Annotated in this window: 1 rRNA gene; it reads left to right on the top strand. The window is 54.7% G+C overall.

Annotated elements, in window-relative coordinates:
- Positions 1–1011, top strand: a 23S ribosomal RNA gene (locus ACFU7Z_RS39600); the annotation flags it as partial.

Here is a 1011-nt window from a genome sequence, read left to right as displayed (position 1 = left end):
CGGCCTCGCCCCCTCCCCGCCGCGGCCCCGGCCGGGAGCCCGGTCCCGGCCGGGGCGGGTCCCGGGAGCCCGCAAATGCGATTTCCTGAGTAGCGGCGAGCGAAACGGAACATAGCCCAAACCAAGAGGCTTGCCTCTTGGGGTTGTAGGACACTCTGTACGGAGTTACAAAGGAACGAGGTAGATGAAGAGGTCTGGAAAGGCCCGCCATAGGAGGTAACAGCCCTGTAGTCAAAACTTCGTTCTCTCCTGAGTGGATCCTGAGTACGGCGGAACACGTGAAATTCCGTCGGAATCCGGGAGGACCATCTCCCAAGGCTAAATACTCCCTAGTGACCGATAGTGAACCAGTACCGTGAGGGAAAGGTGAAAAGCACCCCGGAAGGGGAGTGAAAGAGATCCTGAAACCGTGTGCCTACAAGTAGTCAGAGCCCGTTAACGGGTGATGGCGTGCCTTTTGTAGAATGAACCGGCGAGTTACGATCCCGTGCGAGGTTAAGCAGAAGATGCGGAGCCGCAGCGAAAGCGAGTCTGAATAGGGCGAATTGAGTACGTGGTCGTAGACCCGAAACCAGGTGATCTACCCATGTCCAGGGTGAAGTTCAGGTAACACTGAATGGAGGCCCGAACCCACGCACGTTGAAAAGTGCGGGGATGAGGTGTGGGTAGCGGTGAAATTCCAATCGAACCTGGAGATAGCTGGTTCTCTCCGAAATAGCTTTAGGGCTAGCCTCAAGGTAAGAGTCTTGGAGGTAGAGCACTGATTGGACTAGGGGCCCCTACCGGGTTACCGAATTCAGTCAAACTCCGAATGCCAATGACTTATCCTTGGGAGTCAGACTGCGAGTGATAAGATCCGTAGTCGAAAGGGAAACAGCCCAGACCACCAGCTAAGGTCCCAAAGTATACGTTAAGTGGAAAAGGATGTGGAGTTGCTTAGACAACCAGGATGTTGGCTTAGAAGCAGCCACCATTTAAAGAGTGCGTAATAGCTCACTGGTCGAGTGACTC

Source organism: Kitasatospora sp. NPDC057518, from assembly GCF_042802075.1.
Lineage (GTDB): Bacteria > Actinomycetota > Actinomycetes > Streptomycetales > Streptomycetaceae > Kitasatospora.
The sequence above is the reverse complement of the archived record's forward strand: the minus strand, read 5'-3'. Positions and strand labels throughout refer to the sequence as shown.